Here is a 23,765-nt window from a genome sequence, read left to right as displayed (position 1 = left end):
CCCTTTACGAGCCGGCTCCCAGGGCTCGCGCCCATTCGCCCGCATAGGATGGAGCCGTCCTCCTGCCTCGACGCGCTCGCCGCGCCAGACCCGAGAGCCCACACCATGACCCCGCCTTCGTCCTCCCGTCCGTCCGGCAAGCGCGCCAGCGGAAATCCGGCCACCCAGGCCGAGATCACCCAGACCGTCAAGCAGCAGCGCGAGCAGAAGAAGCAGGAGAAGCTCGCGGAGTACCAGCGCCAGCTCGCCAAGCGTCGCCGGGGCAAGATCGTCTGGTGGGCGGTAGGCTCGACGGCCGCAATCGCCGTCATCGCCGCCATCGTGGCATCCATCGTCTTCGCCCCCGCTCCTCCCCCGACCTACGGCGCGCTCGACAGCACGGGCGCTGAGATCGAGGGCGTCGAGACCTTCGAACTGCAGACCGACCACGTCGACGGCGTCGTCGACTACGAGCAGACACCGCCGGCCGGTGGTCCGCACAACGCCGTCTGGCTCAACTGCGGGGTCTACACCGAGCCGCAGACCAACGAGAACGCCGTGCACTCGATGGAGCACGGCGCGGTGTGGGTGACCTACGATCCCGCACAGGTGACCGCCGAAGACATCGACACCCTCGAGAGCTACCTGCCCTCCAGCTACGCGATCCTCTCGCCCTACGAGGGGATGGACACCCCCATCGCCGTCAGCGCCTGGAACGCCCAGCTGAAGGTGGACTCGGCCTCCGACGAGCGCATCACGGAGTTCTTCGAGGAGTACTGGCGCAGCCAGAACGCGCCCGAGCCGAACGCCGCCTGCAGCGGCGCCATCGACGGTCCGGGACGCCAGTGATCGGGAGCCGATGACCGACCCCACCACCGCGGGCCGCGGGCTCCCCCGCTGGGCGCTGATCGCCCTCGTCGCGCTCGGCATCGGGGCTCTCGCGTTCGCGATCGGACGCTTCTCGATGTTCGGCGCCGCCAGCGCCGTCGCCGCGCCGGCGACGACGTCGGCCGAAGCGGGCTTCGCGCGGGACATGCAGGTGCATCACGCCCAGGCCATCGAGATGGCCATGGAGATCTATCGCAAGACCGAGGACGACGAGGTGCGCACGCTCGCCTACGACATCGCCACCGGGCAGTCCGGCCAGCGCGGTGAGATGTACGGCTGGCTCGTCAGCTGGGGCCTGCCGCAGTCGGGCGGCCCGCTGATGGGCTGGATGGGGGGAACCGACCACGCCCACGGTGGGCACGGGGGCTCCGACGCCGAGGCCCCGACGGCCGCGGAGCTCGAGGCGGAGATGGGCATGGCATCCGCCGCAGAACTCGACGCGCTGCGCGCGGCGACCGGCACCGCGGCCGACTGCGACTTCCTCGGCCTCATGATCCGCCACCACCAGGGGGCGATCCCGATGTCGGAAGCGGTGATCGAGCTCGGCTCCGAGCCGCGGGTGCTCGCCGTCGCGCAATCGATCATCGAGACCCAGGAGGCCGAGATCGACCGCATGACCAGCATGCAGGAGCGCCTCGGCTGCACCGGATGATGCCCCGTGGCAGGGTTCGCCAGTAGGGTGAACGCGTGAGCGCGCCCCCGAGTGACACGGTTCGCCGCGGCGTCGTGCTGACCATCGTGGTGGTGGTGGTCTACATCGTTGCCTTCGCCGATGTCGCCCTCGGCATCCTCGTGCTCCTGAGCAGGTACGACGTGCCCGCCGACGACGTGCTGATCGTGTCTCTCCTGGGCGCGGGCATCGTGCTGTTCGGTCTGCTCATGGTCGCCCTGGCCTCGGCGCTCGCCCGCGGCAGCCGCCTCGCGCGCGCGCTGCTGACCGGCTACGTCTCTCTGCTCGTCGTGCTGCAGCTGGTCACCATCTTCTCGACCGACGACTGGGATGTGCCGGCGACCGTGCAGGTGCTCGTGCAGGTGGTCGCCGTCGTCCTCGTCTGGGTGCCGCCCGCCTCGCGCTACTTCACGGCGCGGTCCGCGCGGCCGGTCGGTGCCGGGACCGCCGCCTGACCCGACGCACGGGCGAGATCGCGCGCCACGACCCGCCGGTGGGCGAAGCGGACGATCTCGATCGCTCCGATCGTGACGATGATGACGCCGGTGAGGAGCCACGCGGCGTCGCGGCCCGGATCGACCAGCTGGAAGAAGTCGGTCGCGATCGGCAGTGTGAAGATCGCGAGCAGCGCGATGAACATCGCACCGATCACGAGCACCTTCACACGGGTGACCGGCCGCGACAGGACGGTCAGCACCCAGATGCCGACGACGGCGAGGATGATCGTCGAGCCGGTGCGCAGCTGCGCCTCCTCGACCCCCCGTGACGCCGCCGCCAGGGAATAGGCCGTCAGCGAGATCGCGATGATGAGACCCGCCGGGATCGCGAAGCTCAGGGAGCGTCGGAGGAACCCGGGGATGTAGCGCTGGGTGTTCGGCAGCAGCGCCAGGAAGAACGCCGGGATGCCGATGGTCAGCCCGTCGGTGATCGAGAGCTGGCGCGGCAGGAACGGGAACTCCAGCACCAGCAGGCCGAACAGCAGCGCGAGGCCGGTCGCGTACGCGGTCTTGGTGAGGAAGAGCATCGAGACCCGCTCGATGTTGGCGATGACCTGACGCCCCTCGGCGACGACGTCGGGGAGGTGGGAGAACTTGCCGTCGAGGAGCACCAGCCTCGCGACGGCCTTCGTCGCCGCCGAGCCCGAGTTCATCGCGATGCCGATGTCGGCGGTCTTGATCGCGAGGGCGTCGTTCACTCCGTCACCGGTCATCGCCACGGTGTGTCCACGGCTCTGCAGGGCCACGACCATCCGCTTCTTCTGCTCGGGCGTGACGCGCCCGAAGACGGTGTGCTCCTCGAGCACCTCCGCGAGGGCGGCGTCGTCGTCGGGAAGCCGCCGGGCGTCGTACCCCTCCGGCGCCTCCACGCCCAGGTCGCGGGCGATCGCCGCGACGGTTCGGGGATTGTCGCCCGAGATGATGCGCACCCCGACGCCCTGACGGGCGAAGTACGCCAGCGTCTGCGCGGCGTCGGGGCGCACCGTCTCGCGGAAGGTCAGTACCGCCGCCGGCGCGACCCCCGCGGGAAGGCGCTCCGCGGCGACATCCTCCTCCGTCAGCGCGGCGGAGGAGTGCGCGAGGACCAGAGTGCGGCGTCCGGTGGCCGCGAGCGAGACGACCCTCTCCCCCAGCGGTGTGGCGGTGTCGGTCGCCTGGTCGCCGAAGACCATCTCGGGCGCGCCGAGGATCCACGTCCCCGCCGGGCCGTGCGCGAACGACACGGCGCTCCACTTGCGTGCGGACGAGAACGGGATGGTGGCGGCGGGAACGCTGGGCTGCTCCACCGGGAAGGGCTCCCGCAGGCACCGCGCGGTGGCATTGGCGTCGGGGGCCGCACCGTACCAGGCGAGCACGGCGGCGACGTCGATCGACGCGGTCGCCGCCTCGTCGAGACCGTGGAGGGCATCGAAGGCGATGTCGCCGACGGTCAGGGTGCCGGTCTTGTCCAGGCAGATCACATCGACGCGCGCCAGACCCTCCACCGCGGGCAGCTCGTTGACGAGCACCTGGCGGCTCGCGAGACGAGCGGCCCCCACCGCGAACGCGATCGAGGTCATCAGCACCAGGCCGAGCGGGATCATGGCGGTCAGGGCGGCGATCGTGTTGACGATGGCCTGCACCCACCCGCCCGATTCCCAGGCCTCGGCCCAGCCGCCGGCGACCATCATCTGGGCGTTGAGCACCAGGAGCCCGAGGGGTCCGATGAGCCAGCTCATCCACCGCAGCACGCGGTTGATGGAGGTCCGCAGCTCCGACGCGACGAGCGAGAAGCGCTTGGCCTCGCCGGCGAACCTGTTGGCGTACGAGTCGGCGCCGACGCGGGTCACCTGGGCCTCGCCTTCGCCGGCGACCACGACGGAGCCCGAGAGCACCTCGGCGCCCTCGCGCTTGTCGACCGGGTCGGCCTCGCCGGTGAGCATCGATTCGTCCAGCTGCAGGCCCCGCGCCCGGCGCACCACGCCGTCGGCGGGAACCTGATCGCCGGCGCGGAGGACCAGGATGTCGTCGAGCACCACCTCGCCCGGCGCGATCTCACCTTCCGCGCCGTCTCGGCGGATGCGGGCCCGCGGAGCGTTCAGCAGCGCCAGCTTGTCCAGCGCCGCCTTGGCCCGGAACTCCTGCACGCATCCGATGATCGAGTTCGCGAACGCGGCGAATCCGAACAGCGCGTCCTGCCACCTGCCGAGCACGAACAGGACGAAGAAGCATCCGAAGACGATGCCGTTGAACAGCGTGAAGACATTGGCCCGGACGATGTTCCAGACGCTTCGGCTGGTGTCGGCCGTGAAGGCGTTTGTGCGGCCGTCGGCGACACGCTCGGCGACATCGGCCGCGCGCAGCCCCGCATCCGGATCGATCTCGATCGTCAGGTCGGTCGCGCCATCGGTGTCGGGGGCGTCGATCTCGTGCTCGGCCATGCTCAGACAGTAGCGCTCACACCGCTGCGCACCAGGGGACGACCCGTCGTCCGGCCGCACAGGTCCGGACTGGTTGACGCGACGCACGCCATCGGACGCCGCGCCAACACCCTCCGGTACCTCGGTCTACCCCTTCGTCGACCCCGCCAAGAGTCCTCTGACGAAGAATCTCTGCAACGAGAAGAACACGATCAGTGGCACCACCAGCGAGACGAACGCGCCCGCCGTCAGACGTTGCCAGTCCTGCCCTCGCGAACCGACCAGCTCCGCGAGTCGCTGGGTCAACGGCGCGACGTCCTGCGTGCCGCCGGAGAAGATGAGGGCGACCAGCAGGTCGTTCCACACCCACAGGAACTGGAAGATCGCGAAGGACGCGATGGCGGGGATCGCCAGCGGCAGCACGATCCGGAAGAAGATCTGGCTGTGCGACGCGCCGTCCACGCGCGCCGCCTCGATGACGTCGCCGGGGATCTCGTGGATGAAGTTGTGCAGCAGGAAGATCGCCAGCGGAAGGGCGAAGATCGTGTGCGCGATCCACACCGGCAGGTAGTTCTGCTCCGGGATGATCGGGATGACGTTGTGCAATCCCACCTGCAGCGGCCGGAGCCACGAGGAGAAGAACTGCAGCAGCGGCACGAGGGCCATCTGCAGCGGCACGATCTGCAGCGCGAACACCAGGATGAACAGCACGTTCGCACCGCGGAACTTGATCCAGGCGAAGGCGTAGGCCGCCATGCAGGCGATCACCAGGGGGAACACCGTCGCGGGGATGGCGATGGCGAGCGAGTTGACGAAGTACGCCCCCAGCTGCGGTGCCGACTGCGACGGCGAGAAGAGAACGTCCCGGTAGTTGTCGAGCGTGAAGCCGGGGTTCTGGAAGATCGTCCACCAGCCGGTGGTCTGGATCAGCTCGGCAGGCCGGAAGGAGGAGATGAACAGACCGAAGGTGGGGATCGTCCAGACGATCGCGATCGCGATCGCCGCGGCCGTCGCCCACGGCGAGGTCAGGCGCCGCTTGATCCGGCCCGACTTGGTGTCGCGGGCTGCCTCTTCGAAACTCGAATCGTCCCTTCCCTCACCGGTGGGAAGATCGACGGGGGCGACGCTGCTCATCGGATCTCCCTCTGCTTGCGAAGTATGTTGACGTTGTAGATGACGATGGGCAGCACGAGCAGGAAGAGGATGACGGCGAGCGCCGACCCTCGTCCGACTTCGCTGGCCCGGAACGCCTGGGTGTACATTTCGTTGGCGACGACCGAGGTGTTGAAGTTACCGGCGGTCATCGTCCGCACGATGTCGAACACTTTCAGCGTCGCGATCGAGATGGTCGTGAGAACCACGACGAGCGATCCCCGGATCCCCGGGACGGTGACGTTCATGAACCGCTGCCAGGCGTTCGTGCCGTCCAGCTGCGCCGCTTCGATCTGCTCGGTCGGAATTCCCTTGATCGCTGCGCTGAGCACGACCATGGCGAAACCGGTCTGGATCCAGATCATCACCACGATGAGCAGGAAGGTGTTCAGCGGATCGGTCTGGAGCCACTGCACCGGTTCGCCGCCGAGACCCGTCACGATCGCGTTGAGCAGGCCGATCTGCTCGCGCTCACCGGCGCGGTACTCGTAGACGAAGCGCCAGATGATGCCGGCGCCGACGAACGAGATGGCCATCGGCATGAACACCAGCGCCTTGTAATAGCGCTCACCGCGGGACTTGTCGATGAACACCGCGTAGGCCAGGCCCAGGGCGGTGGCGAGCGTCGGGACGAACAGCACCCAGATGACGGTGTTGATGAGCGTCCGGATGGCGGCGGGCTGGGTGAACATCCAGATGAAGTTGTCCCAGCTGAAATTGCCGCTGTTGTCGAGGAAGGCCAGCCCCGTGGTGCGGATCGCCGGCCAGATCAGGCCGATGGCCAGAAGGATGATGGCGGGGGCGAGGAAGCCGACGAGCTGCCAGTAGTCGCGGCCCTTCTTCGGAGCCCGGTCGATGAAGAAGACCAGCAGGCCCACGATGGCGGCGAATACGGCCAGCCCCATCACGACCTGGAGGATCTTCCCCAGAAGATCGGCGGTGGTCATCGATCACGATCCTTTCTTCGTCGTTGAAGTGCGGATGACGCGGTGGGCGTCATCCAGCCCTCGGAGTGGTCGGGGGCGGGGCGACCTGCGCCCCACCCCCGACCCGGATCATCCGATCAGCTGGAGGGCCAGCTGGACTCGATCGCGTCGACCGTCTCCTGGGTGCTCTGCCCGGTGACCCACGCCACCACGCCGCGCCAGAAGGAGTCGGCGCCGACCGCGCCGGGCATGAGGTCCGAACCGTCGAAGCGGAACGTGGTCTCAGGATCCTGCAGGATCTCGATCGACTGCACCAGCAGCTCGCTCGACGCGTTCTCGGGGTCCACACCGGTGTTGGCGCTGATCACGCCGCCGAGGCTGACGCGGTTGTTCGCCCAGGTGTCGCTGGAGAGGAACGCGCGCACCGTCTCGACCTCTTCGGCGTCACGGAAGGCGACGGGGAACTCGCCACCACCGGTCACCGACAGCGGGTCACCGGCCGTGGCCGGCGGGGTGAGGAAGCCGAAGACGTCGCCGTCGGAGGCCACGACGACATCGTCGCCGCCCTCTGCGTTCCAGAAGGTCTCGTAGAACGAGGCCTGGTGGTGCAGCGAGCACTCGCCGTCGAGGATGGGCAGACCCGCGGTCTGGAAGGCCTCGGTGACGAGGGTCGACACATCGCCGATGCCGCCGTTGACGTAGTCATCGTTCTTGATGTACTCGCCCACGGCGTCGAAGGCCTCGACGATGCGCGGGTCGTTGAACGGGATCTCGTGGGTCACCCACTGGTCGTAGACCTCGGGGCCGTGCAGGCGCAGCACCCAGTCCTCGATCCAGTCGGTGGCCGGCCACCCGGTGGCGTCGCCGGACTCGAGGCCGACGCACCAGGGCTTCTCACCCGAGGCGGCGATCTCCTCGGTCAGTGCCGTGAGCTCGTCGAGGGTCTGGGGGATCTCCCAGCCGTTCTCCTCGAACTGCGTCGGCGAGTACCAGACGTAGCCCTTGATGCTGGCCATCAGGGGGGCCGCGTAGAAGGTGCCGTCGTAGGTGCCGTACTGCTTCCAGTCCTCGGACCACCACTCGTCGACGTTGGCCTCGACCTCGGCCGACGCCGGGATCAGCCATCCGCCCTCGGCCAGACGCGCGAGCAGACCCGGCTGCGGGACGATGCCGATGTCGGGCGCGTTGCCGCCCTCGGCGAGAACGGCGATCTGCGCCTCGAACTCGCTCGAGCCCTGGTATTCGATGTTGATGCCCGTGCACTGGGCGAAGTCGCTCCAGGACTCCACCAGGCGGTCCGCCTCGAGGTCGAGGATGGTGCCGCCGATGGTCACCTCGGCACCGTCGAAGGTGCCGTACTCCTCGTACTCCGTGCAGTCGACGTCCTCGTTGGCCGCGATGTCGCCGGTACACGCCGACAGCGCCAGGGCGGAAACACCGAGGGCCGCGACGGCTGTGACGACGCGACCCGCTTTTCCAAATCTCATTTTGCCTCCTCATCGAGCAGTTCCCACCGTCCTGCGACCCGCAGGCGTCGGGTCGGGAACCGATTCCAGGATCACCGTACGGGATGCGGCCTTAGCTTCACAACGCGAATTGATCACGACTCGATAACCGATGCGGACACTGGTGGCGCGCGGGGGATCGCCGTTGCATGATGACCTGGAAACGGTTCCAGATTCCGGTGTCACCACACCGCCGCGTGAGCCCGAAGGAGGGTTCGTCCGATGATGGGGATCGCCGACGTCGCACGCCTCGCCGGAGTGTCGAAATCGACGGCGAGCCGCGCCCTGACGGGAGCGGGGTACGTCTCTGCCGCGACGCGCGAACGCGTGCAGCGCGCGGCCGCCGAGCTCGGATACGTCGCATCGACGAGCGCCGTGAGCCTGGTCACCGGGCGCACCCGCAACGTCGGGGTCGTGATGCCCTGCGTGAACCGCTGGTTCTTCGCCGAGGTGCTCGAGGGCATCCAGGACAGCCTTCTGGAGGAGGGCCTGAACCTCACCCTCTACGACGCGCAGCCGGGCACGCCGGGACGTCGTCGCATCTTCGAGGAGTTCCTCTCGCGCAAGCAGTTCGACGGACTGATCGCCGTCGGACTCGAGCCCGAGGACGCCGAGCTCGCGCGGCTGCGACGGATCGGCACACCCGTCGTCAGCATCGTCGGCGGCGCGGAGGGCCTGAGCGTGATCGCCCTCGACGACGATCACGCCGCTCGGCGGGCGACCGACCATCTCATCGCACTCGGCCACCGCCGCATCCTGTTCCTCGGCGGAGGTGCGCCCGACGGGCCGAAGGTGGCCGGCTCCGATGTGGAGCGCGCGCGCCGGGAGGGGTACCGGGGAGCGATGGCGGATGCCGGAATGGGCGACCTCGCCCAGCACGTCGTGTCGAGCCTGAGCCTGCCGTCCGGCTACGCCGCCGCGGTCGACGTGCTGGGGTCGCGGGATCGGCCGACCGCCATCGTCGGGGTCTGCGACGAGGTCGCCATCGGCGCCATCATCGCCGCGCGCCGGCTCGGCATCCAGGTGCCGAACGACCTCAGCGTGGTGGGCATCGACGACCACGAGTACGCCGAGATGTTCGCCCTCACCACCCTTCGGCAGGCTCCGCGCGAACAGGGCGCGGCGGCCGTGCGGACGCTGCTGGACCACCTCGCCGATCCCGAGCGGCCGCCCACCGTCATCCGGGCCCAGGCGCGTTTGGTCGTGCGCAACTCCACCGGACCGGTCAATCCCCGGCGGTCGGCGGCGGTCGCGGACGCGTCGCTGGGGCGGCTGTAGGGGTCTCCCCCTCGCGATCCGTGAGGAAACGCGGCGCGCGGGGGCGTCCAGCCGCACTTTTCGACGGGTCGAGGTCAGGGGAACAGCGAACGGCCCGGGTTACGAGGTGTAACCCGGGCCGTTCGTGGTGGCGGTCTGCGCCACGAGAGGTTTCGATACGCCGCCTTCGGCGGCTACTCAACCTGAGTCGCAGACGTGTCAACGCGCGCTATGCGCGCATTGACACGTCTCGACTCACTTCAGGGTGACGGTGGCGCCGGCCTCTTCGAGAGCGGCCTTGGCCTTGTCGGCGGCCTCCTTGTTGGCGCCCTCGAGGACGGGCTTGGGAGCACCGTCGACGACGGCCTTCGCCTCGCCCAGGCCGAGCGAGGTGAGCTCGCGGACGACCTTGATGACCTGGATCTTCTTGTCGCCGACCGACTCGAGGATGACGTCGAAGGAGTCCTTGACCTCTTCCTCTTCGGCGGGGGCACCACCGGCGGGGGCGCCGGCAGCGGCGACCGCGACGGGGGCGGCGGCGGTGACGTCGAAGGTCTCCTCGAAGGCCTTGACGAACTCGGACAGCTCGATGAGCGTGAGCTCCTTGAACGCGTCGAGCAGCTCCTCAGTGCTGAGCTTTGCCATGATGTATCTCCTTGTTGGGTGGTTTATCTGCCGGGCCCGTGTCAGGCCGCGGACTCCTGCTTCTCACGCAGCGCGTCGACCGTGCGAACGGCCTTCGACGGCAGAGCGTTGAAGACGTAGGCCGCCTTGGTCAGCGAGGCCTTCATCGCACCGGCGAGCTTCGCCAGCAGGACTTCACGGCTCTCGAGATCGGCGAGCTTGTTGACCTCCTCCGCGGTGAGGGGGTTTCCGTCGAAGAATCCGCCCTTGACCACCAGGAGGGGGTGTGCCTTGGCGAAGGCACGCAGACCCTTCGCGACGGCGACCGGGTCACCGTGCACGAACGCGATGGCCGACGGACCCTTCAGTCCCTCGTCCAGCCCCGTGACCCCCGCGTTGCCCGCGGCGATCTTGGTCAGCGTGTTCTTCACCACGGCGTATTCCGCATCCTGACGGATGGTGTTGCGAAGCTCCTTGAGCTCGGCAACCGTCAGGCCGCGGTACTCGGTGAGCAAGACGGCAGTCGAGTCCTCGAATTGCTTCGTGAGCTCGGCGACCGATGCTTCCTTCTGCGCCATGGCCACTCCTTGTATCTGTGAGACGCACCACGGTAGCGGTGCGTCGGCCTCGACATCCGGTCGTCACGGCAAAACAAAACGCTCCGGCGCAAGCGCACGGAGCGTCATCCTGGAAAGGGTTTCGATCGTGTCACCTGCGCGGGCCCCTGCGATGCAGTGCTTCGGTCTCGGTGCTCGCGCACCTCGATGACCAGCGGTCTTCGGCTCCGCTCAGTCTACGCCGCCCACCCTCCCCCACCAAATCCGCCCTCCCCACCGCCCTCCTCCTACCCTCGCGGACCGGGATGCGGGCGAAGGCGGGAGGGCGACGCGCCGAGCGAGACACGCCGGACGCGTCGCCGCCCCGGGTTACCCTCGAACCCGTGACCCCCGAACTCGCCGCCCGCATCGTCGCGGATTCCCGCGACCGGGTCGCATGGGTGCGCGCCCGCTCCCGCGGGATCACGGCGACCGATGTCGCAGCACTCACCTCCGAGCGCGTCATCCCCCGCGCCGCCGACGCCAAACTCATGGGTTCGAACTTCTCCGGCAATGCGTACACCGCTCACGGGCGCGTCCGCGAGCCCGAGATCGCCGCCTGGGTCGCCGCCACCCATGGGATCCGTCCCTCGAGCGCCCTCTTCCACGCCGAGGTCGAGAAGCGTCATCTCGCCACCCCCGACGGCATCGCCGTCGACCCCTCCGGCCGCGTCGTCCTCGCCGAGATCAAGACGACGAAGAAGGCGTGGCGGAGCATCCCCCGCACCTACCTCCGGCAGGTGTGGTGGCAGCAGCACGTCCTGGGGGCAGAGCGCACGCTCGTCGTCTGGGAGGAGCACGACGGCTTCGTCCCGGTGGGCGACGAACCCCGGTGCGCCTGGGTCGATCGCGACGAGGTCGAGATCGGTCGCCTGGTGCGCCTGGCGACATCCCTCATCGACGAGCTCTACCGGCGCACCCAGCTGTCGCGATCAGAGCGGATGACCCGGCCCGCCGGCCCTCCCGCGCAGCCCTATCGCGCGCTCGCCCTCGCCGACTGACCGTGCCGATCAGCGCAGCGTCGTGACCGTGCGGGTGGTCGCATCCCAGATGCGCAGGCCCGTGACCTCGCCGGCGTGAGGAGCGAGGTCGATCGCCGCCACGGCCGCGCCGAGATCGGCCAGCGGCACCCGGCGAGCCATCGTGAGGTGCGGACTCCAGCCGTCGGGCTCGGTGTGGGTGTAGCGCTCCTCCGCCGGGCCGACGGCGCCGGTGACACGGCGATGGAACTCCGCCAGGGGGGCCGTGAGGACCACCTGCCAGCTGACGACCGCCTGGCCTGAGCGCGGGAACAGCAGCACGCCCCCCAGCCGAAGCGGGAGAGGGAGGCGATCGGCGAGAGCAGCGAGCCCGTCGAGGCGGGGTGACTCGCGGACGGCCACGGTGATGTGCGGCCGGTTGCTCTCACCGGTGTGCCTGCCGGCGCTCGGCAGACCGGCGTCGACCAGACGTCGCCATGCCGCCAGGGCGAGCGCCTCGGTCGCGGCGTCGGGGAGCACCTCGACACTGATCACTCCCCCATCTTCCCGCTCGCGGCCGCAGACAGCACGCCCCGTTCGTTGACGTGTGTCAACATTCGGCGTATCGTTGATTCAGCTCAACTTTCGGGAGAACAGATGGCCACGACTGCAGACGCCCCGCCCGCGCACCGCCCAGGGGTGGTGAAAGCCCTCGTCGGGCTCCTCCTCGGCATGTTCGTGTCGATGCTCGCCTCCACGGTGGTCTCGACCTCGTTGCCGGTGATCGTGCACGACCTCGACGGCGATCAGGCCGCCTACACGTGGGTGGTGACCGCAACCCTGCTGACCACCGCGATCTCGACCCCGATCTGGGGGAAGCTCGCCGATCTGTTCAACCGCAAGCTCCTGATCCAGATCGCGATCGTGATCTTCGTCCTCGCCACAGCAGCGGCCGGCTTCTCGCAGAACCCCGAGACCCTCATCGCCTTCCGCGCGCTGCAGGGCGTCGGGGCCGGCGGGCTGGCGGCCCTCAGCCAGGTGATCATGGCCGACATCATCAGCCCGCGCGAGCGCGGCCGCTACATGGGACTGTTCGGTGCCGTGATGGCGGTGGCCACGATCGGCGGACCGCTTCTCGGCGGCGTCATCACCGACGCGTTCGGCTGGCGGTGGAACTTCTTCGTCGCCCTCCCGGTGGCCGTCGCCGCCCTCGTCATCCAGCAGCGCACGCTGCACCTGCCCGAGCGGCCGCGTCGCGCGGTGCGGATCGACTACGTGGGGATCGTCCTGCTGAGCGCCGCGGTGTCGCTGCTGCTGGTGTGGGTGACGAACGCCGGCACCTCGTTCGACTGGTGGAGCCTGCCGACGGCCCTCATGGTGGGCGGGTCGGCTCTGGCGACCCTGCTGTTCATCGTCGTCGAGCTGCGCACTCCCGAGCCGCTGATCCCCCTCCGCCTCTTCCGCAGCGCCACGTTCTCGCTCGCCGTCGTCGCCTCCATCGCCACAGGGATCTCGATGTTCGGCACGACGGTCTTCCTCAGCCAGTACATGCAGATGGCCCGCGGCGCCACGCCCACGGAAGCCGGTGTCATGACGATCCCGATGATCGCAGGGCTCCTCCTCGCCTCCGTCGTCATCGGTGCGCTCATCTCGCGCTACGGCCACTGGAAGCCCTACCTGATCGTCGGCGGCGTGCTGCTCACCGCCGGCACCGCCCTGCTCTCGACGATCCACTACGACACCCCGTTCGTCCTGGTGTCGGTGTACATGTTCTTCCTCGGCGCAGGTGTCGGCATGACCATGCAGAATCTCGTGCTGGTCGTGCAGAACACCGCCGATCCGCGGGAGATGGGAGTGGCGAGCTCGGGTGTCACCTTCTTCCGCAGCCTCGGCGGCACGATCGGGGTCTCGGTCATGGGCGCGGCCCTCGCCAGCCAGGCGACCACCCTCACCGGCGAACGTCAGGGCGACATCGCCACGGCGCTGTCGGACCTCGGTGCCCAGGGCGCGACTCTCGCGCAGGAGCTGCAGTCGGGCACGATCCCGCAGGTCGCCGTCCTCCCCGAAGCGCTCCGGGTGATCTTCGAGGATGTCTACGCCCAGGCGATCGCGCACTCGTTCCTCATCGCCGTGCCGGTGGCGATCCTCAGTCTGATCGCGATCGTGTTCCTCCCGAACACACCACTGAATCGGATGACGACGACCGAGCGCATCCACGCCGGCGAAGCCGACCTCGCCACCGTGTCCACCAGCACGGGGATGGACGCCCTTCCCGCCACCGGTCGGACCCCTGCCCTCCGGGCCGCGCGCCGGCGGTGAGGACGACGTTAGTCTCGAAGGCGATGAGCGCCGCACCCGACCCCGACGCCCGCACGGAGGCCGTGCGGGCGCTCGAGGCGGAATTCGGCGGCCTGATCCATCAGGTGCGACGGATCGTCAGCGAGAACGCCGAGCGGGTGAGCCCCGGGATGCTCCCCGCCGCCTACAAGGTGTTCACCACCATCGTCCGCCGCGAACGCGTGACGCAGTCGGAGGTCTCCGAGATGCTCGTCGCCGACAAGGGCCAGATCAGTCGCACCGTGCGCGAGCTTGAGGAGCTGGGGCTCATCGGACGCGAACCCGACCCCACCGATCGCCGCTCCAGCATCCTCTTTCCCACGCCGTTCGGACTGGAGCGGCTGGCCGAGGCCCGGGCGCCGCAGGAGAGCACCCTCCTGCACGCCCTCGAGGAGTGGTCGATCGACGACATCCAGACCCTCACCCGCCTGCTGCACGCACTCACGGCGCGCGAGCGACCCTGAGCAGCATCCGGCCCGAGGGACGGCGCCGGGGACGGGAGCCCGCGCTCCCCCCCCTTGCGCGGGCTCCGGAGCGCGCTACTTCGAGCTGAAGGCGGCGTCGAAGAGCTGGTGGGGCGGAGTGATCCGGGCGAGTCTCCGCACGAACTCCAGGGCCTCGGGAGCGCCGACGAGACGGTCCATGCCGGCGTCCTCCCACTCCACGCTCGTCGGCCCGTCGTAGCCGATCGCATTCAGGGCGCGGAAGATCGGCTCCCACGGCACGGCGCCGTGCCCGGTGGAGACGAACGTCCAGCCCCGCCGCGGGTTGTCCCACGAGAGGTGCGACCCGTGCACGCCGTTGCGGCCGTCCAGGTTGGTCACCGACTCCTTGCAGTGCACGTGGAAGATGTGGTCGGCGAAGTCGAGCACGAACGCGACGCTGTCCAGCTGCTGCCACACGAAGTGCGACGGGTCGAAGTTGAATCCGAAGCTCTTCCGATGTCCGATGGCCTCGAGCGTCCGCTTGGCCGTCCAGTAGTCGTAGGCGATCTCGGACGGGTGCACCTCCAGGGCGAAGCGGACCCCGACCTCCTCGAAGACGTCGAGGATCGGATGCCACCGGTCGGCGAAGTCGGTGTACCCGGCGTCGACCATCGCCTCCGATGCAGGCGGGAACATCGCCACGTACTTCCAGATGGATGATCCGCTGAAGCCGTTCACGGTGGTGACGCCGAGCGCTGCCGCCATCCGCGCAGTGTCCTTGAGGTCCTCCGCGGCCCGGTGACGCACCCCCTCGGGGTCACCGTCGCCCCAGACACGGTCGGACAGGATGTCACGGTGCCGCTGGTCGATCGGGTCATCGCACACTGCCTGACCGGTGAGGTGATTCGAGATCGCCCACACCTTCAACCCGTTGCGCTCCAGGATGTCCTTCCGCGACTGCACGTACTCCGCGTCATCCCACCGCGCCACATCCAGATGATCGCCCCAGCACGCGATCTCCAGACCGTCGTACCCCCACTCGCCCGCCAGACGCGCCACCTCCTCGAACGGAAGATCCGCCCACTGGCCGGTGAAAAGAGTGATCGGTCGTGCCATGCTGTCGTCCTCTCTGGATGATCCGGGAGACGCGCGCCCCCGGGGGTGGGGATGTTCAGCGCGTCGTCTGCCAGGCGCCGTCGGCTGCGGACGACCGCTCGACGGCGTCGAGCACCCGCTGGACGTGGAGTCCGTCCGCGAAGGACGGTGCCGGGTCGGTGCGCTCGGCGATCGCGGTGACGAGGTCGACCACCTGGTGACTGAAACCGTGCTCGTACCCGAGCATGTGCCCGGTGGGCCACCAGCGATCGGCGTAGGGGTGCGAGGGCTCGGTGACGAAGATCCGCCGGAAGCCCTGCTCGGATTCGGGGAGCGTGGCGTCGTAGAACTCCAGCTCGTTCATGCGCTCGAGGTCGAAGGCGAGCGCACCGCGCGACCCCGAGATCTCGATGCGCAGCGCGTTCTTGCGTCCGGTGCGGAATCGCGTGGCCTCGAACGACGCCAGCGCACCGCCGGAGAGCCGGCCGGTGAACAGCGCCAGGTCGTCGACGGTGACGGCGCCACGCTCGGCGCCCGCGGTCCCCGACAGTCCGACGCCCTCGGCCATGACCGGCCGCTCGGCGACGAGCGTCTCGAGGATGCCCGAGACGCGATCCACGGTCTGCCCGGTGATGAACTCGGTGAGATCCACCGCGTGCGCCCCGATGTCGCCGAGCGACCCCGAGCCGGCGATGTCTTTGTTCAGGCGCCAGGTGAGGGGCGCGTTTTCGTCGGCGAGCCAGTCCTGCAGGTATTCCGCGCGCACCTGACGGACCTCACCGATACGCCCCTCGGCCACGAGCCGGCGCGCGAAGGTCGTCGCCGGCACCCGCCGGTAGGTGAAGCCGACCATCGACCGCACCCCCGCGCGCGCCGCGTCCTCCGCGGCGGCCGCCATGGCCTCGGCCTCGGCGACCGTGTTGGCGAGCGGCTTCTCACAGAGCACGTGCTTCCCGGCGCGGAGCGCGGCGATCGCGATCTCGGCGTGGGTGTCGCCGGGGGTGACGATGTCGATCAGGTCGATGTCGTCGCGGCGGATCACCTCGCGCCAGTCGGTCGCGGCTTCGAGCCATCCCCACGTCGCCGCCGCCTCAGCCGTGCGCCCGGGGTCGCGCCCGACGACGACCTGCATCGCCGGATCGAGCGGGAGATCGAAGAACCGCGGAGCCACCCGCCATCCCTGTGAATGCGCGGCTCCCATGAAGCCGTGCCCGATCATGGCGACGCGAAGCGGTGCTCCCACGCGGCTCTCCTTCCGTTGAGTGGGGCGCCCGAGCGGTCTCGGGCGCCCCGTGGTGGTTCGGTCAGGACTCGAACGACAGGTCGATGAACTCCTCGACGTTGTCCTTCGTGACCACCGGTGCGTCCAGGACGACGCGGTTCGGCACGCTCGGCGTGACGAGGTCGCCCACGGTCTTCTGCTGAGCGATCAGGCGAGCCAGGGCGATGCCGTCGGCCGCCTGGGTGGACGGGTAGATCACCGTGGCCTTGAGGACCGAGTCATCCGCCTGGATGGCTTCCATGGCGTTCCGCGAGCCGGCGCCGCCCATCATGATGAACTCGTCGCGGCCCGACGACTCGATGGCGGCGAGGACGCCGATGCCCTGGTCGTCGTCGTGGTTCCAGATGGCGTCGATCTGCGGGTTCGCAGCCAGGAGCTGCGAGGCTGCGGCCTCTCCGCCGGCGACGGTGAAGTCCGCGGCGACCCGCGCCGAGACCTCCAGACCGCAGTCGGAAAGGGCGTCTTCGAAGCCCTGCGAACGGTCCTGCGTGAGCGGCAGCGAGTCGATGCCCGCGATCTCGGCCACGACCGCGTCGGGGTTGTCTCCGACCTGCTCGCAGATGTAGGTGCCCGCGCTGACGCCCATGCCGTAATTGTCGCCGAGGATCGTGGTGCGCGCGGCGAACGGGCTGGAGAACTCCCGGTCCACGTTGATGACGGGGATGCCGGCCTGCATGGCCTCGATCGCGACCTCGGTGAGCGCCGCGCCGTCGGTCGGCAACAGCACGATGGCGTCCACGCCGTCGTTGATGAACGTTTCGACGGCGGCGATCTGCGCGTTGGCGTCGTTCGTCCCCTCCGCCACGCGGAGCTCGACGTCGTCGAAGCTCTCGGCGGCCGCCTGAGCGCCGGAGTTGATGGCACCGAGCCAGCCGTGGTCGGCTGCCGGTCCCGAGAATCCGATGACGACGGTGTCGCCGCTCTCGGCGTTCTCCTCCACGCTGGTTCCCTGGTCGACGACGTCCTCTTCCTCGGCTCCCGTGCCGGTACATCCGGCCAGCAGTCCGATGGACGCCAGGATCGCGGTTCCGGCGATCACGAACCGCCCCCGCCCCCTCGCGAGTGTGCGCATTCTTTTCCTCCTTGAAATGTGATGCAGAGATGCCGGCGGATCCCCGCACCCCGAGCATTCCGAGGAGTCCGCGCTGACGGTGGGACTGTACGTCAGTGCGACGACGTTTGTCCATCTTTTGTTCGCGAGTCCGGCAAAAGTGGGGATATCGCTAACTTTCTGGCCGTGTTAGGTTCGCCCCGTGATCAAAGACGACCATGGCTCGGCGTTACTCGACGTACGTGGGGTGACCAAGAGCTTTTCCGGGGTTCGGGCCCTTCGCGGCGTAGACCTCCAGGTCACGGCCGGCGAGGTGCACTGCATCCTCGGGCAGAACGGCGCGGGGAAATCCACCCTCATCAAGACCCTCGCCGGTGTGCACCGCCCTGATGACGGCACGATCGTCTGGCGCGGCGAAGAGGTCGAGATCTCCACGCCCGAGGCAGCGATCGAACTGGGCATCGCCACGATGTACCAGGAACTCGACGTGGTGGACGGCCTGACGATCGCCGAGAACATCTTCCTGGGGCACGAGATCGCGCGCGGCGGTTTCACCCGGCGGTCGACGGCCGCCGAGAAGACGCGCGAGCTGCTCGCCCGCCTCGGCCACTCCCGGCTGTCACCGCATACCGAGGTCGGCGAATTGAGCGCCGCCAACAAGCAGATCGTCTCGATGGCCCGCGCGCTGTCGCACGACATCAAGCTCATCATCATGGATGAGCCCTCGGCCGTCCTCGACACCGAAGAGGTGCGGAACCTCTTCGGTGTCGTCCGCGAGCTCACCGCTGCCGGCATCGCCGTGGTCTACATCACCCACCGGCTGGAGGAGATCCGGCAGATCGGCGATCGGCTGACGGTCCTCAAGGACGGACGCACGATGGCCACCGGGCTCTCCGTTGCCGAGACCCCCACCGCGGAGCTGATCCGGTTGATGACCGGACGCGATGTCGAGAATGTCTTCCCGCCGGCGGCACCGATCGCCTCCGATGCACCCGTCATGCTGCAGGTGCGCGACCTCGCGCTCGCCGGTGTGTTCGAGGACGTCTCCTTCGATGTCCGCGCCGGCGAGATCGTCGGGCTCGCCGGGCTGGTCGGCTCGGGCCGTTCGGAGATCCTTGAGACGATATACGGCGCACGCCGCCCCGCCGCGGGAACGGTGCGCGTCGGCGAGACGACGCTTCGTCGAGGGTCGGTCACAGCCGCGGTGTCCGCCGGGGTGGGCCTCTCCCCCGAGGAGCGGAAGAGCCAGGGGCTCGTGCTGGATGAGTCGATCGCGATGAACGTGACGCTCTCGAGCATGCGTCGCTTCGCGCGCGCCGGGTTCCTCGACTTCCGTCGGGAGAAGTCCGTCGCAAAGGAGCAGATCGCCGCGCTCGAACTGCGACCGGCTGATCCGGATCGTCCGGCCGCAACCCTCTCCGGCGGCAACCAGCAGAAGATCCTCCTCGCCCGGTGGCTGGTGCACGGAACGCGGGTGCTGCTCCTGGACGAGCCGACCCGCGGTGTCGACGTCGGGGCGCGATCGGAGATCTACGGACTCATCCGGCGGCTCGCCGCGGCCGGCAACGCGATCGTCATCGTCTCCAGCGAGATCGAAGAGGTCCTGGGGCTCGCCGACACCGTGCTGGTCGTGGCCGACGGGCGCGTCCTGACCACCCTTCCCGCCTCCGAGATCGACGAGCACGGCGTGCTCGATCTCGTCATGAAAGGACAAGCCGCGTGAGCGAGCAGCGAACCGTGACCGACCGGCCGGGCGCCGGCGGTCCGTCCCCGGCACCGGCGACCGGTGCGACCGAGACTCCGCCGCCCGCATGGCGACGACTCCTGTCGGGTTCGGTCGGACGCAACCTCGGGCTCGTCCTGGCGCTCCTCCTCCTGGTCGTCGTCGGGGCCGTCACAGCCCCCGACACCTTCACCAGTCTCGACAACATGCTGACGATCCTCCGCCAGGCCTCGATCATCGGGGTGGTCAGTATCGGCATGACCTTCGTCATCATCTCGGGCGGAATCGACCTGTCCGTCGGGTCGGTTGTGGGGCTCGCGTCGGTCGTTGCGACGCTCGCGGCGATCCAGGACCTCGCAGACCAACTGCACTGGGTCGTCATGATCATCATGGCGCTCGCGGTAGGAGCGGGTGCGGGACTGATAAACGGGATCGTCATCGCCTACGGCAAGGTCGCGGCGTTCATGGCGACGCTCGCGATGCTCGTCGCCGCGCGCGGCCTCGCCGAGATCCTCGCCGAGCGTCGCACGCTCGTCGTCGAGGAGCGCGGTTTCGTCACCTTCATGAACACCGACATCCTCGGCGTCGACATGCTCATCTGGATCTTCGCCGTCGTGGCCGGACTGGGTTGGGTGCTTCTGAACCGCACCACCTTCGGAAGGCGGACGATCGCCATCGGCGGCAACCGGGAGGCTGCCCGCCTCGCAGGTATCAATGTCCGCCGCCACACGGTGTGGCTGTACGTCATCTCGGGCTTCACCGCCGGCATCGGAGCCCTGATGTACCTCGGCCGAACGACAGCGGGAACGTCCACGCACGGCACACTGCTCGAGCTGGACGCAATCGCCGCAGTGGTCGTGGGCGGGACGCTCCTCATCGGTGGTCGAGGAACCATCACCGGCACCGTCTTCGGTGTACTCATCTTCGCCACGCTCACCAACGTGTTCGTCCAGAACAACCTCAACTCCTCCGTCCAGGCGGTGGTCAAGGGCGTCATCATCGTCGTGGCCGTCCTTCTCCAGCAGCGGTTCGCCCGCCCCTCCGGCCGCGCGACGTGACCGCCGTGCGCGCCGGGATGCGCGACACTGGGAACGTGCCCAGAGAGACCCGCGACTCTTCCGTCTCGACCGGTGTCGGCGAGGTGTTCCAGCTCCTGCGCGACGGCGTCCCCCGCACCCGCGCGGACCTCGCGAAGACGACGGGTCTGGCCCGATCGACCGTTGCGGCGCGGGTAGACGCGCTCGTACGCCTCGGCCTGGTGACCCCGGTCGGAGACGCCCTGTCCACGGGCGGCCGCCCGCCCTCGCAGTTCGCTCTGAATCCGAAGGCACGTGTCGTCCTCGCCGCCGACCTCGGGGCCTCGCACGCCCGCGTGGCGCTGACGGATCTCACCGGGAACACCCTCGCCGAAAGCAGCGAAGAGATCGCCATCTCGCTCGGGCCCGAACCGGTGCTCTCCTGGGTCGTCGAGGCCGCGGAGCTCCTCCTGCAGGAGGCGGGACGCGATCGCGGCGAGCTCGCCGCGATCGGCATGGGCGTTCCCGGCCCGGTCGAGCACGACAGCGGCAGGCCCGCCAATCCGCCGATCATGCCCGGGTGGGATGGCTTCGACATCCCCGCCTGGATCGGTCGGCACCTCGAGACGCCGGTGCTGGTCGACAACGACGTGAACATCATGGCCCTCGGCGAGCGCTCGGCGGCGTGGCCGAGCGTCGACCACCTCATCTTCGTCAAGGTGGCCACCGGCATCGGCGCCGGCCTCGTCTCGGGCGGTGCGCTCCAGCGCGGCGCACAGGGCGTCGCGGGCGACATCGGCCATGTCCGCGTGCCGGGCGGCGCGGACATCGCCTGCCACTGCGGCAATCGGGGCTGCCTGGAGGCACTGGCCTCGGGGCCGGCGATGGCCCGCACCCTGCGCTCGCAGGGGATCGACGCCCGCGACGGCAGCGACGTCGTGGCGCTGGTGAAGAAGGGCAACGTCGAGGCGGTGCAGACCGTCCGTCAGGCGGGCCGCGACATCGGCGAGGTGCTCACCACGTGCGTGAGCCTGATCAATCCCTCCGTCATCGCCATCGGCGGATCGATGGCGCGGGTCGGCGAACACCTGCTCGCCGGCGTCCGCGAGGTCGTTTACACGCGGTCAATGCCCCTGGCGACCGAGCATCTGACCATCGCGCAGTCCGTCACCGCCGAGCGCGCGGCGGTCCTCGGCGCGAGCATGCTGGCCGTCGAGCACGCCCTGTCCCCCGCCTCCCTCGTCCGTCAGTTCGAGGTGCGCTGAGCCGAGACCCGGTGACGCCGTTCTTTAGCACCGGCGTAACACGGGCGAGACAATCGCCGGGTTCACTGAGTCTCACCGACCCATGTGCCTCCGTCCCCGACGAGGGGTGGCGCGAGAAAGGAGCGACCGATGCGATTCCGGCCGCTGCGATCCCCCTCTCCCCCGCAGGCTCCCGCGACCCCGCCGGACACTCCGCCGGAGACGATGCGCGCCGTGACGCTCACCGGCGCCGGCGGTCCCGAGGTGCTGCAGTGGGGCGAGGCCCCGACCCCCCGTCCGGTGCTCAGCGAACTGCTCGTGCGCGTGGTCGCGGCAGGCGTCAATCCGATCGACGCGAAGACACGCGCAGGCAAGGGTGTCTCGGCCGCCCTCGGCGACGCACCCATCGTCCCGGGCTTCGACTTCAGCGGGGTGGTCGTCTCCTCCCCCTTCGAAGCGCATCCGCTGACGCCGGGAACGGACGTGTTCGGCATGGCCCCGTTTCCGCGAACCGGCGGCACCTACGCGGAGTACGTCGTGGTCCCTTCCCAGTCGGTGACCCGCAAGCCGGCCTCGCTGTCGCACGTCGAGGCGGCCGGCGTTCCCCTGGCAGCGCTCACGGCCTGGGGTCTTGTCGTGGAGACGGCGCATGCCCACGAGGGGCAGCGCATGCTCATCCACGCCGGCAGCGGTGGGGTGGGACACCTCGCCGTGCAGTTCGCTGCGTACTTCGGCGCCCACGTCACCGTCACCGCATCCGGGCGAAACGCCGCCTGGTTGCGCGAGCTCGGCGCCGCGGTGGTCGTGGATTACACCTCGACGCGCTTCGAGGAGGTCGTCGGCGGCATGGACGTCGTCATCGACCTCGTCGGCAACGCGCACGACCGCACAGCGAGCCGATCGCTGCAGGTGCTCCGACCCGGCGGGCTCTACGTCCTGGTGCCCACCGGTTCGTGGCCCGACTACGCCCAGGCCGCCGACGAAGCGGGTGTGCGGGCGACCTCGTACAAGGTGATCCCCGACGGCGGCGCCCTGGCAACGATCGCCCGCCTTCTGGACTCCGGTGCGGTGCAGGTCTACATCGATCGGGTGTTCGACCTCGCCGACGCCGCCGCTGCCCACACCGAACTGGAGAAGGGCCACACCCGCGGGAAGATCGTGCTGCGCGTCAGCGACGACTGACCGGGCCGCCGGACGCGACGAGGACCCGCCGTCCCTCGGCGACGATCTCGTCGGCGACGGCGTCGAGGAGAGGCGACCGGAGGTTCCACTGCTGCCAGGTGAGCGGCACGTCCAGGGGCGGCCCCCCGAGCGGGACGAGTTCTCCGGCCGCGATTCCCGGCGCCGACTGCGCGGTGGGAAGCAGCGCCCATCCCAGACCCAGGCGGGTCGCCGCAGCGAAGTCGTGAGAGGACGGGATGTAGTGACGCGGCGGCCCCGCGGCCGCCATCACCCCGCGCACTTCGCACCACCGCCTCTGGAGATCATCCCGGCGGTCGAAATCGAGCACCGGTGCGACCGACAGCGCGTCCGGGGTCACTCCGCCCGCGAACCAGCGCTCGAAGAACGCCGGCGTCGCCACGGCCTCGTACCGCATGAGACCGAGGGGCGTGGCGCGGCACCCGGCCACCGGTTCTTCGCGAGAGCTGACCGCCCCCATCACCGTGCCGGATTCCAGAAGACCGGCGGTGAAGTCCTGATCATCGCGGTGGAGGTCGAAGACGACCGGATGCCGCGCGGCGAGCCTCGCGAGCGGCGCGAGGAACCAGGTGGTCAGCGAATCGGCGTTGACTGCGAGCGGCACCGTCGCCCGTGTGCCGGCCTCAGGGTCGCCCACGAGGCCCGCGACCGCGTCGTGCTCAAGGAGCGCCAGCTGGCGGGCGAGACGGACGACCGCGGTCCCGGCCGCGGTCGCACGCACCGGCCGCGAGCGAACGAGGAGGACCTGGCCGAGGAGTGACTCGAGACTCTTGATCCGCTGGCTGACAGCGCTGGGCGTGACCCGGAGCCGACGGGCCGCGGCGTCCAGCGTCCCTTCGTCCACCACGGCGGCGAGCGTTTCGGCGAGATCGAAGGGGATGCGCATATGAAGTGATGCTAATGGTTCTGTAGGAATCTGAACTGGTGCTATCGCGGCGAC

General features: G+C 69.2%; 22 protein-coding genes. 11 read left to right on the top strand and 11 right to left on the bottom strand.

What is annotated here, in order from left to right; all coding sequences use genetic code 11:
• The first annotated feature begins 105 nt into the window (after window positions 1-105).
• The 3 genes from T9R20_RS05395 to T9R20_RS05385 are packed head-to-tail and all read left to right on the top strand — an operon-like array spanning window position 106 to window position 1,992.
• The gene (locus tag T9R20_RS05395) at window positions 106-828 is read left to right on the top strand and encodes a DUF3105 domain-containing protein (RefSeq protein ID WP_322411514.1); all 723 of its coding nucleotides are present in this window, start codon (window positions 106-108) and stop codon (window positions 826-828) included.
• A 10-nt stretch (window positions 829-838) separates the two neighbouring features.
• Entirely contained in the window at window positions 839-1,519 is a 681-nt protein-coding gene (locus T9R20_RS05390; RefSeq protein WP_322411513.1) for a DUF305 domain-containing protein, read from the top strand.
• A gap of 35 nt (window positions 1,520-1,554) precedes the next feature.
• Window positions 1,555-1,992, top strand: coding sequence for a hypothetical protein (locus tag T9R20_RS05385; RefSeq protein ID WP_322411512.1), 438 nt, complete (start codon window positions 1,555-1,557; stop codon window positions 1,990-1,992).
• Here the strand turns inward: T9R20_RS05385 and T9R20_RS05380 are convergent.
• The 4 genes from T9R20_RS05380 to T9R20_RS05365 all read right to left on the bottom strand — a co-directional run bounded on the left by T9R20_RS05380 (window position 1,941) and on the right by T9R20_RS05365 (window position 7,998).
• A complete protein-coding gene (locus tag T9R20_RS05380; protein ID WP_322411511.1) occupies window positions 1,941-4,454 on the bottom strand; it encodes an HAD-IC family P-type ATPase in 2,514 nt (837 codons plus the stop codon). The genes T9R20_RS05385 and T9R20_RS05380 overlap by 52 nt on opposite strands.
• Window positions 4,455-4,580: 126 nt before the next feature.
• Window positions 4,581-5,567, bottom strand: a complete 987-nt coding sequence (locus tag T9R20_RS05375; protein WP_322411510.1) for a carbohydrate ABC transporter permease — start codon at window positions 5,565-5,567, stop codon at window positions 4,581-4,583.
• Window positions 5,564-6,532 carry a sugar ABC transporter permease gene (locus T9R20_RS05370; protein ID WP_322411509.1) on the bottom strand — a complete coding sequence of 323 codons (969 nt, stop codon included), beginning with the start codon at window positions 6,530-6,532 and terminating at the stop codon, window positions 5,564-5,566. The genes T9R20_RS05375 and T9R20_RS05370 overlap by 4 nt, the downstream gene beginning before the upstream one ends.
• A 116-nt stretch (window positions 6,533-6,648) precedes the next feature.
• Window positions 6,649-7,998 (bottom strand): ABC transporter substrate-binding protein, encoded by a 1,350-nt coding sequence (locus T9R20_RS05365; RefSeq protein WP_322411508.1) that lies wholly within the window; start codon window positions 7,996-7,998, stop codon window positions 6,649-6,651.
• A 240-nt stretch (window positions 7,999-8,238) separates the two neighbouring features.
• On the opposite strand from T9R20_RS05365, the gene T9R20_RS05360 reads away from it, so the two are divergent.
• On the top strand, window positions 8,239-9,294 hold the full coding sequence (locus tag T9R20_RS05360; protein ID WP_322411507.1) for a LacI family DNA-binding transcriptional regulator: 1,056 nt from the start codon (window positions 8,239-8,241) through the stop codon (window positions 9,292-9,294).
• Between the two features lie 234 nt (window positions 9,295-9,528).
• On the opposite strand, the gene rplL is transcribed toward T9R20_RS05360, so the two are convergent.
• A complete protein-coding gene (gene rplL / locus T9R20_RS05355; protein WP_322411506.1) occupies window positions 9,529-9,918 on the bottom strand; it encodes a 50S ribosomal protein L7/L12 in 390 nt (129 codons plus the stop codon).
• A 41-nt stretch (window positions 9,919-9,959) separates the two neighbouring features.
• Window positions 9,960-10,475 carry a 50S ribosomal protein L10 gene (rplJ, locus tag T9R20_RS05350; RefSeq protein ID WP_124293940.1) on the bottom strand — a complete coding sequence of 172 codons (516 nt, stop codon included), beginning with the start codon at window positions 10,473-10,475 and terminating at the stop codon, window positions 9,960-9,962.
• A 362-nt stretch (window positions 10,476-10,837) separates the two neighbouring features.
• Between rplJ and T9R20_RS05345 the strand changes: the two genes are divergently transcribed.
• Window positions 10,838-11,494, top strand: coding sequence for a YqaJ viral recombinase family protein (locus T9R20_RS05345; RefSeq protein ID WP_322411505.1), 657 nt, complete (start codon window positions 10,838-10,840; stop codon window positions 11,492-11,494).
• 9 nt (window positions 11,495-11,503) lie between these two features.
• Here the strand turns inward: T9R20_RS05345 and T9R20_RS05340 are convergent, their stop codons facing one another.
• Window positions 11,504-12,007, bottom strand: a complete 504-nt coding sequence (locus tag T9R20_RS05340; RefSeq protein ID WP_322411504.1) for a 2'-5' RNA ligase family protein — start codon at window positions 12,005-12,007, stop codon at window positions 11,504-11,506.
• A 102-nt stretch (window positions 12,008-12,109) separates the two neighbouring features.
• Between T9R20_RS05340 and T9R20_RS05335 the strand changes: the two genes are divergently transcribed.
• On the top strand, window positions 12,110-13,771 hold the full coding sequence (locus T9R20_RS05335; protein ID WP_322411503.1) for an MDR family MFS transporter: 1,662 nt from the start codon (window positions 12,110-12,112) through the stop codon (window positions 13,769-13,771).
• Between the two features lie 23 nt (window positions 13,772-13,794).
• Window positions 13,795-14,253, top strand: a complete 459-nt coding sequence (locus T9R20_RS05330) for a MarR family winged helix-turn-helix transcriptional regulator (RefSeq protein WP_322411502.1) — start codon at window positions 13,795-13,797, stop codon at window positions 14,251-14,253.
• A gap of 75 nt (window positions 14,254-14,328) precedes the next feature.
• Here T9R20_RS05330 and T9R20_RS05325 read toward each other — a convergent pair whose 3' ends face one another.
• The 3 genes from T9R20_RS05325 to T9R20_RS05315 all read right to left on the bottom strand — a co-directional run bounded on the left by T9R20_RS05325 (window position 14,329) and on the right by T9R20_RS05315 (window position 17,663).
• Complete coding sequence (locus T9R20_RS05325; protein ID WP_322411501.1) at window positions 14,329-15,330, bottom strand: sugar phosphate isomerase/epimerase family protein; 1,002 nt, start codon at window positions 15,328-15,330, stop codon at window positions 14,329-14,331.
• 55 nt (window positions 15,331-15,385) lie between these two features.
• Window positions 15,386-16,528: a Gfo/Idh/MocA family oxidoreductase gene (locus tag T9R20_RS05320; protein ID WP_322412109.1), complete on the bottom strand. Its 1,143-nt coding sequence runs from the start codon at window positions 16,526-16,528 to the stop codon at window positions 15,386-15,388.
• Between the two features lie 85 nt (window positions 16,529-16,613).
• The gene (locus tag T9R20_RS05315; RefSeq protein WP_322411500.1) at window positions 16,614-17,663 is read right to left on the bottom strand and encodes a substrate-binding domain-containing protein; all 1,050 of its coding nucleotides are present in this window, start codon (window positions 17,661-17,663) and stop codon (window positions 16,614-16,616) included.
• Between the two features lie 226 nt (window positions 17,664-17,889).
• Between T9R20_RS05315 and T9R20_RS05310 the strand changes: the two genes are divergently transcribed.
• The 4 genes from T9R20_RS05310 to T9R20_RS05295 all read left to right on the top strand — a co-directional run bounded on the left by T9R20_RS05310 (window position 17,890) and on the right by T9R20_RS05295 (window position 22,807).
• On the top strand, window positions 17,890-19,365 hold the full coding sequence (locus tag T9R20_RS05310) for a sugar ABC transporter ATP-binding protein (protein WP_322411499.1): 1,476 nt from the start codon (window positions 17,890-17,892) through the stop codon (window positions 19,363-19,365).
• Window positions 19,362-20,423, top strand: a complete 1,062-nt coding sequence (locus T9R20_RS05305) for an ABC transporter permease (protein ID WP_416182947.1) — start codon at window positions 19,362-19,364, stop codon at window positions 20,421-20,423. Before T9R20_RS05310 ends, T9R20_RS05305 begins: the two co-directional genes overlap by 4 nt.
• A 17-nt stretch (window positions 20,424-20,440) precedes the next feature.
• On the top strand, window positions 20,441-21,646 hold the full coding sequence (locus T9R20_RS05300) for an ROK family transcriptional regulator (protein WP_322412107.1): 1,206 nt from the start codon (window positions 20,441-20,443) through the stop codon (window positions 21,644-21,646).
• 129 nt (window positions 21,647-21,775) lie between these two features.
• Window positions 21,776-22,807: an NADP-dependent oxidoreductase gene (locus T9R20_RS05295; protein ID WP_416182946.1), complete on the top strand. Its 1,032-nt coding sequence runs from the start codon at window positions 21,776-21,778 to the stop codon at window positions 22,805-22,807.
• Here the strand turns inward: T9R20_RS05295 and T9R20_RS05290 are convergent.
• Window positions 22,794-23,711 (bottom strand): LysR family transcriptional regulator ArgP, encoded by a 918-nt coding sequence (locus T9R20_RS05290; protein WP_322411498.1) that lies wholly within the window; start codon window positions 23,709-23,711, stop codon window positions 22,794-22,796. The genes T9R20_RS05295 and T9R20_RS05290 overlap by 14 nt on opposite strands.
• Window positions 23,712-23,765 lie beyond the last annotated feature (54 nt).

Origin of the sequence: Microbacterium invictum (assembly GCF_034421375.1) — a bacterium.
Taxonomy (GTDB): Bacteria; Actinomycetota; Actinomycetes; order Actinomycetales; family Microbacteriaceae; genus Microbacterium; species Microbacterium invictum_A.
Note: the sequence above shows the minus strand (reverse complement) of the source record. Positions and strands in the feature narration are given on the sequence as shown.

Excerpts from the sequence above, each read along its gene's own strand:
- T9R20_RS05395 (WP_322411514.1), top strand. The coding sequence starts at position 106 with ATGACCCCGCCTTCGTCCTCCCGTCCGTCCGGCAAGCGCGCCAGCGGA.
- T9R20_RS05390 (WP_322411513.1), top strand. The coding sequence starts at position 839 with ATGACCGACCCCACCACCGCGGGCCGCGGGCTCCCCCGCTGGGCGCTG.
- T9R20_RS05380 (WP_322411511.1), bottom strand. The coding sequence starts at position 4,454 with ATGGCCGAGCACGAGATCGACGCCCCCGACACCGATGGCGCGACCGAC.
- T9R20_RS05375 (WP_322411510.1), bottom strand. The coding sequence starts at position 5,567 with ATGAGCAGCGTCGCCCCCGTCGATCTTCCCACCGGTGAGGGAAGGGAC.
- T9R20_RS05370 (WP_322411509.1), bottom strand. The coding sequence starts at position 6,532 with ATGACCACCGCCGATCTTCTGGGGAAGATCCTCCAGGTCGTGATGGGG.
- T9R20_RS05365 (WP_322411508.1), bottom strand. The coding sequence starts at position 7,998 with ATGAGATTTGGAAAAGCGGGTCGCGTCGTCACAGCCGTCGCGGCCCTC.
- T9R20_RS05360 (WP_322411507.1), top strand. The coding sequence starts at position 8,239 with ATGATGGGGATCGCCGACGTCGCACGCCTCGCCGGAGTGTCGAAATCG.
- rplL (WP_322411506.1), bottom strand. The coding sequence starts at position 9,918 with ATGGCAAAGCTCAGCACTGAGGAGCTGCTCGACGCGTTCAAGGAGCTC.
- rplJ (WP_124293940.1), bottom strand. The coding sequence starts at position 10,475 with ATGGCGCAGAAGGAAGCATCGGTCGCCGAGCTCACGAAGCAATTCGAG.
- T9R20_RS05335 (WP_322411503.1), top strand. The coding sequence starts at position 12,110 with ATGGCCACGACTGCAGACGCCCCGCCCGCGCACCGCCCAGGGGTGGTG.
- T9R20_RS05330 (WP_322411502.1), top strand. The coding sequence starts at position 13,795 with ATGAGCGCCGCACCCGACCCCGACGCCCGCACGGAGGCCGTGCGGGCG.
- T9R20_RS05325 (WP_322411501.1), bottom strand. The coding sequence starts at position 15,330 with ATGGCACGACCGATCACTCTTTTCACCGGCCAGTGGGCGGATCTTCCG.
- T9R20_RS05320 (WP_322412109.1), bottom strand. The coding sequence starts at position 16,528 with ATGATCGGGCACGGCTTCATGGGAGCCGCGCATTCACAGGGATGGCGG.
- T9R20_RS05315 (WP_322411500.1), bottom strand. The coding sequence starts at position 17,663 with ATGCGCACACTCGCGAGGGGGCGGGGGCGGTTCGTGATCGCCGGAACC.
- T9R20_RS05300 (WP_322412107.1), top strand. The coding sequence starts at position 20,441 with ATGCGCGACACTGGGAACGTGCCCAGAGAGACCCGCGACTCTTCCGTC.
- T9R20_RS05295 (WP_416182946.1), top strand. The coding sequence starts at position 21,776 with ATGCGATTCCGGCCGCTGCGATCCCCCTCTCCCCCGCAGGCTCCCGCG.
- T9R20_RS05290 (WP_322411498.1), bottom strand. The coding sequence starts at position 23,711 with ATGCGCATCCCCTTCGATCTCGCCGAAACGCTCGCCGCCGTGGTGGAC.